This is a genomic window from Coxiella endosymbiont of Ornithodoros amblus (assembly GCF_019425495.1).
GTDB lineage: Bacteria > Pseudomonadota > Gammaproteobacteria > Coxiellales > Coxiellaceae > Coxiella.
In genome coordinates this window covers 1-8588 of record NZ_VFIV01000054.1, presented here as the reverse complement: position 1 = coordinate 8588, position 8588 = coordinate 1, and the positions used below count along the sequence as shown (strand labels likewise).

The window sequence follows — 8588 nt, the reverse complement described above, 5'->3', positions numbered from 1 at the left end:
TACGGCTTAGAAAATGTAAGGGAAATTATTTTCAACCCAATAATCAATTGCTTCAATTAAAACAAGCCTTTCCATTAATTCCACCTGCTCAGGAAACAAACTCATCGCTTTCCTTCGTGTATGGAGTATCCCGATTCCAAAGCTAACTCTTTTAATCAAACCAAAATCCCTGACGACCAACAATTAGGTCTTCTTTCTCTTCCTCTACCCTTGTTGAAAATAAGCTAAACATTGAGTGACTATTTCTGTTTTAAACTCTTCTTCCTTTTCTATCATATCCTTTTCCCCGCGAAATTAAAGTCGCCGGTACTAGAAATTTTCTTTCATCTGGACGATAAATAGCGTATCGCTGTGTGGACGGTTGATAACCAAGGTTGTACTCGATTATTCCGGGAATATTTTTTAAACTCACATAAAATGTATTTAATATCGGTAAGAGAAATACTGAGCTCACCAAGTTTTTTATCAATCGATAAAAATCTCTATGCTCTATATCACAATTGACAATCACAATTTGAAAGGATAATTTTCTTCCTTCAATAATATACGTTATTACTTCTTTCATCCTTTTTCAAGGCAATAAAAGGAGTAAATCCTCGAAGGTATCCTAATGGATGAATAGAAGTGTCGCTAAGCGATGCCGGCTGTACGTGGTATACCCAATGTTTTTTGATTCAGAGTTGTAAATAACAATAGGCAGACAGGGTGTAACGCCAGTAACCAGTAGCCAATGATCCCTTGCTTTTTTCTCCTGAATGATAAGACGCGCAAATATCGATATCTTCAATATTCATCTGCTTTCTTTCTATAGAGACTATCGTTCGCTTTGGAGAAATATTGTATAATCGCAGTTTTTCGCTGCTGCCATCACAAAATATAGCCTTATCTGTATAGATAGCTGTAATGCCCTGATTTTTAAATGATACACAAGCGAAAAGGGTCAGTTAATAAATTCACTTCTTTTTGGTTAATAGAGGATTAGGGAATTGTCAAAGATTTCCTGAAAGGATGTATAAATTTTACTATCGACTTCCTGCTTTTTCTTCAAGCAGTTTATTTTCATCGCGAATAGCGGCATTGAAAGCGGTTAAATTATGGATTTTATCAAATTGAGTTAGCATATCTGGAATCAATAACTTCGTTTTCAACAATTGAAATCGTTTATCTATCATTTTTCTATTTGGATTCAATATTTCAAAATAATTATCATTGCGCACTATATCTATAACATTAAAATGCGAGAGGAGAGAAAGAGGTGGTGTAATAGACACGCCAAAGCCTCATTAAAATTACCCTGCAGGCATGCATCAAAAGACGGATAGAGTTTACAAATACACTGTACGATTGTAGCCAGATCGTGATTATATTGTTCGGGTTTTTAGTAGGTGTTTATATTCTTTAATTGCTTTATCAAACCGGCTACAGGGAATTTTTGGTTGTGTCTGTATTACTTGAATAAAAACGTCATGAAGCTATAACTCTTTAAGTCTTTGCATTATCTCTTTTTTCTCTTTTAATTCGACAGCTTTTTAACCTCGGGTACTTCTCTTAATTCCACTAACTCCTTTCCAGACAATTCATCTTTATTATTAAAATGCCTGACATTCTTCCGCACCGCTTTATTAATACTCTCAGCAGTGACCTCACCCGAAGAGTATCTAACTGAAAGCAAGCACATCCAGTAAGATAAATGCCATAAATCTGACCGAATCTTCTTTTTTAATACGATTAATATGGGAAGTAAATGCATTTATGAGCAGTTAAAATTCTCGATCCGGGTGAAACTTCTCCAAATTAGCTTCCCATCAGCCGGTGGTACTAATAATCTTCAGCATTCAAACCGCGACTTCTTCAGCAGCCAAGCCTGGAGCGATATCGTTATGACAAAGCGATTCAATAATCTTGGCAAAATTCGGCATTTTCCAACCTTTCGCGTTATTCCAAACTATAATTCATAGTATCATTTTTTCAGAGAACCTCCCGATGTTTTTTCTTGAATACAAATACTATTTCACTCTATTAGATGAATCCGATTAAAACTGAATTAAAATTTGGCGTAACGCATTAAAGATACAGATGGGCCTTCAGACCCTGTCAAAATGATGAAAATTCGGCTCAAACTAGGTATAGTGTCTTCTACATGACGACAGAGAAAAGACAAATTCTAGTGACTGCCGCTTTGCCTTACGCCAATGGACCTATTCATTTGGGCCACATGGTTGAACACATCCAGGCGGATATTTGGGTCCGATTTCAGCGGCTGAAGGGAAACGATTGCCTTTTCATTTGCGGTGAAGATGCACATGGCACAGCCATTATGATCGCCGCAGAAAAACAAGGGCTCCCCCCCGAAGCGCTGGTGGCTAAAATGCATAAGGAGCACGCTCGAGATTTGAGAGGATTCTTAATTGAATACGACAACTTTTACACGACCCATTCCCCCGAAAACCGTGAATTAGCCGAATTAATCTACACCTACCTTAAAGATAAAGGCGATATTTTTGCGAAGACCATCTCCCAAGCCTACGATCCCGTAAAAGAAATTTTTCTGCCTGATCGCTTCATTCGCGGTACGTGTCCGCGGTGTGGCGCCAAAGATCAATATGGCGATGTCTGTGAAATTTGCGGTGCCACCTATAGCCCAACTGAATTAATCGATCCTGTTTCTGCTTTATCCGGCGCAAAGCCCATTGAAAAAAATTCGGAACATTTTTTCTTTTCCTTAAATTGCTATACTCAATTATTAAAAAAATGGATCGATGCGGGACACTTGCAACCTCAAGTCGCTAATAAACTCAAAGAATGGTTCTCTGAGGATTTAAAGTCGTGGGATATTTCTCGGGATGCACCTTACTTTGGTTTTGAAATTCCCCATGCGGCTAATAAATATTTTTACGTTTGGCTGGATGCACCCATCGGCTATATGGCTAGTTTAAAAAACCTCTCCAAACAGCGCCCCTCTGTGAATTTCGATGCTTATTGGAAAGAAGGAAGTCAAACTGAGCTCTATCATTTTGTTGGAAAAGATATCGTGTATTTCCATGCACTTTTTTGGCCAGCAATACTTTCCGGCGCTGGTTTTCGGTTACCAACGACCATTTATGTCCATGGTTATCTCACAGTAAACGGCCATAAAATGTCAAAATCCCGTGGAACTTTTATTACAGCGCACCATTACTTGGATTATTTAAGTCCTGAATATCTACGGTATTATTATGCCGCCAAATTAAGCGCTCAAGTTGAAGATATCGACTTAAATTTGGATGACTTTATTCAACGGGTTAATGCCGATCTAATCGGAAAATACGTCAATCTCGCCAGCCGGTGCGCTAGCTTTATTGCGAAAAAATTTGGCGGAAAATTAGCGAGCGAATTGCCAAAAGCTGATTTATACGCATCCTTTTTACACGCTGAACAAACGATCACAGATCATTACGAGTCCCTCAATTACAGTAAAGCGGTTCGTGTTATTATGTCGCTGGCAGACCGAGCCAATCAATATATCGACGCGAAAAAGCCCTGGGAGCTCGCTAAAGAAATTAATCAAGAAGCTCAAGTACAAGCCGTATGCACCCAAGGGCTTAATTTATTTAAAATTTTAACGACCTATTTAAAACCCATCTTGCCAGTCACGGCAAAAAGAGTCGAACAATTTTTAAATTGCGATGAATTAAATTTTGTAAATTTAAAAACGCCATTGCTCGATCATTCCATTAATCCTTTTGAACCTTTAATGCAACGATTATTACCTGAAACCACTGCTCGATTGGCCCATGAGTGAGAAAAAAAAATTAATTGACGATATCGATGCCATCTTAGCACAGACCCAATGTGGCTTGTGTGAATACACTGCTTGCCGCCCTTATGCCGCAGCAATGGCTAACAACGAAGCTCCTATCGACCGGTGTCTACCCGGCGGTGTGGAGACACTTTTAAAATTAGCCGATGCCCTTCATCAAGATCCCACCCCTTCTATCGCTGCGTTGAAAAAAAAAACTAAACCGGCCAGTGTTGCTTTCATTCGCGAAGATGAATGTATCGGCTGCACGAAATGCATCCAAGCGTGTCCTACCGATGCAATTATCGGCGCTTCTAAATTAATGCACACGGTGATCACCGACGCTTGCACCGGCTGTGAACTATGCCTCCCACCTTGTCCGGTGAATTGCATCGATATTAAAATAATTACGCCACCCACCCCTTACGAAAAAAAGAAAAAGGCTCAACAATGGCGTTCTCGTTATGAAGAAAAACAAAAAAGACTTTCCCGCCATAAATCCGAGCAACGTCGCAAGCACCAAGAAGCTAAATTAATCAATACACCCAAACAAACGTTGGATGCACGAAAAACTGCCATCCGTGCTTCTATCGAACGCGTCCGAGTAAAAAAGGGAAATTCTAATGGATCAAACCGAACGTGAAGAAATTTTTCATCGTTTTAAAACGCGCAATCATAAACCGGTCTCCGAATTAATTTATCATTCTGGGTTTGAATTATTAATTTCGGTAATGCTATCGGCAAAAGCCACCGACATCAGTGTTAATAAAGCCACTAAAGATTTATATCGCGTCGCCAATACGCCGACCAAGATGTTAGCACTGGGTGAAAGCGGATTAAAAAAATACATTAAATCGATTGGGCTTTATAATACGAAAGCTAAAAATATTATTAAAACGTGCAAAGTATTAATTGAAAACTATCACTCCAAAGTACCTCGAACGCGTGAGGAACTGGAAGCTTTACCCGGCGTTGGCCGCAAAACAGCAAACGTGATTTTAAACACGGCATTTGGCGAACACGCTATCGCCGTGGATACGCATATTTTTCGTGTGGCTAACCGCACCGGTTTGGCGCGAGGAAAAACACCGCTCCTTATTGAAAAGAAATTAATGGAAGTAGTTCCGAAAAAATATTTAGCGGATGCTCACCACTGGCTAGTTTTACACGGCCGCTATATTTGCATAGCACGACGGCCTAAATGTTCTGAATGCTTAATTAATGACTTGTGTGAATATCCCGAAAAACGACTCTCAACTTATCCAATCCCATGGAATGATAAATAGGTTATTTCAAGGTTATATAGATTCTTGAACAGGGACGAAAAATAACCTCTCGCTTGTTTATATTTACTGAGAAAAACTTTTCATCTCTCGCTGTTTATAAGGATTAATTTCAATAGAGGTCGTACCTTCAATCCGATAAGTGTTTAGTTGGTTTGCGATGTTTTGATTATCATTTGCTTAAAATACTTCCAATATGGCGGTGTCGGTAGTTTATAGAGCACCTATAATTTTGCTATCCCTCATATCAATGTTACAAGGTACTTTTAGCTCATCCAAGCACTTAAAAATAAGCATCAACTGGAGTTGCCCCCGAATTAGCCGGAGCCTGTGGTACTGGCAATACCCGGCCATATGAACGTCGTGACGAAATTCGATCCCCGCCATTGTATTTTTTTCTAAATTGAGGTGCTGATCACAAAAGAATAACTGTTTTTTAGTAAATTGAAGGCGAGCACCCGCCCATTGAAATCTATATCTTGCAACACAAAGGAACGAACGGCCGTAATTCGAGCAGCACCCCCAAAGGGCTATGAGAAAATTCCATATGAGCGTTCAGCATAGGAACGGTGTTGTAAATTATTTCCGTTTGGCGTTTCGCCGAATCCACCAAATTGAGTCAGCACACCTCGTCGAATATTTCCAGGAAAGGTGGTTACAAAAGGAGAAATATCAATCTTGTATCCCTTCTGAATTAGTAATATTCGTAACATACCCCTCTCCTATATCAAAACCTCTACTTTGGTATCCTGAATTAATTCCTCTTGTCTGAAAACATGGTCAGAGCCGGATTTGATCCCCTTAAAAAAGAAAGCTCTATACACAGAGGTGTAAAAACCCTCGTGGTGAGCCTAATACAGCGGCACAAGCTTCGATTCTTGCCAACGATTTAGTGAGCGGCGTAGTCAACATCGCGCTGCTGTATTTCCCAAACGGAACATACATTTGACCCAGGGTAAAATAGAGAGGAGGGCCGAATAAATTCCGATGGTCAAAAAACCACATGCGGGCATTTGTCACGCGACTGCTGCTGGCTGACGGCGAGTCATCATAATAATCCAACGCAAAAACCATTTGCCAAAGTACTCAACATCGGCATTATATCGAGTTCAGCCGTGGTAAGGTTAACATCTCCCCAGCTTCGATGATCAAAACACCCCGATGAATAATTTCTCCTTCTTAAAGCCCCACTTAAAAGAACAATGGCCCGGTTATCTAACGTATCGCCGACCTCCAACAAATGACGCTCAAAGTATTGTCGTTCTATAACAAAAGAAGATCTTCATTCATGCTGGGATATTCATAAATCCGAAGCATTAAAGGCGCTTTTGAGTCCCAACAAAGATGAAGTTGTTACGGTAATCCCATGACGAAAACGTAATGCTCCAAAGTAATCGCACAGTGCATGGCCTAAGTCGACGTCTTCTTCTAATGCCCCTAGGTGTGCGAGTGTATTTGTGGTCGATTTTTCCTGTTCCAGATGATTGCGGGTTTTAACCTGATGTAATTCCACTTGTAAATTATTTACTTTGTTTCGCAACGCTTTTTCCTACCGGATGACGTTTGAAGCGTGCGTCTTATTTTATCTTAAGTGGGTGTTTTTCGCGAACGAGTGCGCTGGGAAATGAAATAAACAAAGCTGCTACCAGCAGACTTACGGCAAGAAAAAATTTCACAACAAAATACCTCCCAGTTTTCCTACTGCTCCCTGAGCCCTACCGTAAAAAGGGTTTTAATATACACGCTTTAAATAGGTTTTTCTATATGGTGAGATCGAAGCTTCAACAGAACTAATATTCCCTTAACTTCCTTCTGGTAGGATGATTTTAATTTTTAATCCTGGAAATATTACGTAATCTCTCGCAACTTAAGAAGAAAAACGATCCGTCCAGTTTAAGTTTAGTGAATTTCATCATTATTCGCTGATTCCCTTTTTACCTCCTTTGGAGAAAATTAAAATGCCTCACGAGGCATGGCAAATCATAACTGATTGTGCGTTAGAAATACTTTGTCTCATAAGCAATCAACCCCTTATTAAGATCTGGTAATAATTGCCACCCTGACCTGACGACCCTCGTGTTTATAACAGACAGTCCGCAATCAGATACTGTGGATAGCAACGAGCTGAGGCCTTACGGTATTACAGGAAATAATGTCAGTAGCTTATTTAGTTGGTGTGGAATTACCCCACGATTCAGACTCTACCCGATTTTATTCTCAATAATTCAGCTAATCAAGCAACTAGTTTGGGCTGTGAAATCGCCAATTTATAGAACAAAATGATCCAGCTCGATTACAACGGGCATTCTCACCAATCGTTAATCGCCTAAGAAGCGAATGGGGCCAGCTCTGGTTTTTGCTATTGCCGCCCAATATGGCCCTCTAGCTCGTGCGCTTTTCCATTCTTTGAGCGCACTCTTCAACCCAGCAATTCTGCCCACTATAGGTATTTCAATGGCAGGGTATTTAGTAACGAATGTATTCATTGAATACAGCAGTTTTATTTATATTTTTCGTCGTAGATCACTTTTTCTCTATTTATTCAATCATCTATGATGCGCGCAATTTCTGCCGCTTTAGGAGATTTATTTTTACACCACGTGCAGCATCGAAAAAACTTCGGCATAGCTATAATCGTTAGCGATTGCCGTGCTTTTGTACCGATCTCGCAATAATAACGCATGCTCGATGCCTCCACTCATTAGCAAGAGAAATGGCGGTAAGTTTTTTAGAGATGTGTGTATTCACACGAACAGGATTTGAGATTTATTATCTACGATAAGATCAATATTCCTACATATAGGAAGGATATTACTCGGATGTGTCCCATTATTGGGTGCAGCACCCAATTATTATTTATCACTCAGCGAAGTAGCTTCGTCCATAACAAACTCAAGGGCTTCTAGTACAACATCGTCGTTGGTTTCCGCGCCTTAGTTTTTACACTCCCGCCGAGAGGACGGATGATGAGGGCGAATCTACACTAACCTTTGCCATTCGAACGGTAGCGCGATTAGCTTCTGCTATTTTTATTGATCTTAATATACTGCTCTTCTTATATACTGCTCTTATGGAGCTTCGGACGCTATTAAGGCTATTGATATCTTTATTATCAACGCCTAATTACTGTGTTATGGAACGCCAATGCTCCTTATCGTTTAGCTCATCGTAATAATGCACAACATCTTTCGGATGACAATGAAGAGAAAAATGACGATGCTACTACCCCTTTACTTGATCCTTAAACACTTTATTAAGAGGTAATCTAGGCATGTCGCCAACAATCAAAGCCTGCCACCATCATTCCACGCAGGCGCTTCCAATTGGCTGTAACAAATTTCATTTTATTAGGCCTAACGTCAACAACGAATAAGTGGTTGTGCGGCTCTTGTCAGGATGTAAAAAAGCCCGTCATCTTCGTGCGTAGGCCGCCTACCGATAGATAAAGAATGGAGGCTTCACACACACAGCCGAAGTCGCGGGGATTGTGGGTCTCCATCATGATATATAAATAGCGTTAAGAGAAA

At 40.1% G+C, this 8588-nt stretch carries 3 protein-coding genes and 4 pseudogenes; 4 read left to right on the top strand and 3 right to left on the bottom strand.

Features of this window, described 5'->3' with window-relative positions; all coding sequences use genetic code 11:
• Positions 1-1022: 1022 nt before the first annotated feature.
• A complete protein-coding gene (locus FIV31_RS06405) occupies positions 1023-1271 on the bottom strand; it encodes a hypothetical protein (RefSeq protein WP_280124197.1) in 249 nt (82 codons plus the stop codon).
• A gap of 869 nt (positions 1272-2140) precedes the next feature.
• On the opposite strand from FIV31_RS06405, the gene metG reads away from it, so the two are divergent.
• From metG to nth, 3 genes and pseudogenes are all read left to right on the top strand, one after another.
• Positions 2141-3781, top strand: coding sequence for a methionine--tRNA ligase (gene metG / locus FIV31_RS06400; RefSeq protein ID WP_280124196.1), 1641 nt, complete (start codon positions 2141-2143; stop codon positions 3779-3781).
• Positions 3774-4421 (top strand): RnfABCDGE type electron transport complex subunit B, encoded by a 648-nt coding sequence (locus FIV31_RS06395; protein WP_280124195.1) that lies wholly within the window; start codon positions 3774-3776, stop codon positions 4419-4421. Before metG ends, FIV31_RS06395 begins: the two co-directional genes overlap by 8 nt.
• Positions 4402-5057 (top strand): annotated as a pseudogene (nth, locus tag FIV31_RS06390) (endonuclease III). Before FIV31_RS06395 ends, nth begins: the two are co-directional and overlap by 20 nt.
• Here nth and FIV31_RS06385 read toward each other — a convergent pair.
• A pseudogene (locus FIV31_RS06385) lies at positions 5032-5196 on the bottom strand (ATP-binding protein); the annotation flags it as partial. The pseudogenes nth and FIV31_RS06385 overlap by 26 nt on opposite strands.
• Positions 5197-5344: 148 nt before the next feature.
• Positions 5345-6737: pseudogene (locus FIV31_RS06380) on the bottom strand (LbtU family siderophore porin).
• 195 nt (positions 6738-6932) lie between these two features.
• Between FIV31_RS06380 and FIV31_RS06375 the strand changes: the two are divergent.
• Positions 6933-8306, top strand: a pseudogene (locus FIV31_RS06375) (hypothetical protein); the annotation flags it as partial.
• Positions 8307-8588 lie beyond the last annotated feature (282 nt).

Excerpts from the sequence above, each read along its gene's own strand:
- metG (WP_280124196.1), top strand. The coding sequence starts at position 2,141 with ATGACGACAGAGAAAAGACAAATTCTAGTGACTGCCGCTTTGCCTTAC.
- FIV31_RS06395 (WP_280124195.1), top strand. The coding sequence starts at position 3,774 with ATGAGTGAGAAAAAAAAATTAATTGACGATATCGATGCCATCTTAGCA.